The following is a 1,190-nucleotide window of genomic DNA, read 5'->3' as shown; positions in this document are numbered from 1 at the left end:
CCCTGCTGAAGCGAGGTGCTGCGAATCCAGCTTTCCAGGATTGCTGCATCATGAGCGGTAATTGTAAAAACGTCCGGAGTATCCATGGGGCAAGTATACATGAAATCAAATCACGTAACCTTATTTTCCGCATAGCCCACTAGTGATGGCCCTTCTATTGGATATTAAGCAAATTTGCTAGGCTAAAGGTGTTTGCTTTTGGGGTACCCTACAAGGGTACCCCACATATTATTTGATTTTGACTCAAATTTTAAGCAAAAAAAATACAGAATACTCTGCTTGTCTTATAAGCCTAAAATTTTCCTAAGCGACGTTTGTTAGCATCCTCAACACCGGCAAAAAATGTAGCTGCGAAGTTCATTGATGCCCCCACAAACCTAACTGAACCAGGCACTTTCGTTGAGGCTATCCACTGACCAGCGGCCTCCATATGTGCGTAGGAATTTGACAATTCTCCACTGTTTACTAATAAAGCGGTCTTCGCATAGCGGTCAGCTTTGTCAATTGTTATATTACGATCATCATTCCTAGCCAAATTATCGTTGACAAAGGCAAGTCGTCTAGCAAATGGCGACATTTCTTCCTGAGGAACGCCAGCAAATGCATCATGGATTATTTTTCGCTCGGGAATTTCCGTTGGAACATCGACCTTGTGGTCACTAAAAAACGAATTTCTCACGGTAGTATATACTCCAGCGAAAAACGATTGTCCAGTCTTCAGAGTACTTTGCCCGGCTAAAGCTTGGGTTTGAGTGCTGGATAAGGGTAATTTAGATTTTCCACCCGTAGGAGAAAGCAAAAAGCCTATTCGATTATTTTGCCGCACAAGCTTTCTACTTACTTTACTGACCACGGTACCAATTCCCTTTCCTAAACCAAAGGTCACTAGGCCAATCGCGGCACCTACTCCGGCGCCCACACCAGCGGCTCCATAGTCCGGACCATCTGGGTTGTTGAGGTCTGCAAGCGTAGTTAATCCAAAATCGGCAGCACCAGAAACCACAGCATCCGCCACCGCTATGCCTACCTGAACCCCTGTTTTAGCACCAATAGCTGCAGCACCAAATCCTCCACTGATAAAGCCGAGAGCCGCTCCGATAAATACTTGCTTGAAATCAAATTCGTCTCCCGTAGCGGCCGCCCTGATTCCTTCCACCGCAGCGGAAACCACTCCTCCAATCACCGCGCCT

Annotated in this window: 1 protein-coding gene; it reads right to left on the bottom strand. The window is 46.2% G+C overall.

Annotation, left to right across the window (positions count from 1 at the left end):
• Positions 1 to 292 precede the first annotated feature (292 nt).
• On the bottom strand, positions 293 to 1,190 hold an 898-nt coding region (locus tag AB1S50_RS19470), incomplete at its 5' end, for a hypothetical protein (protein WP_367152936.1).

Source organism: Microbulbifer discodermiae (assembly GCF_040742695.1).
Lineage (GTDB): Bacteria > Pseudomonadota > Gammaproteobacteria > Pseudomonadales > Cellvibrionaceae > Microbulbifer.
This window is presented reverse-complemented; position numbering and strand designations above follow the sequence as displayed.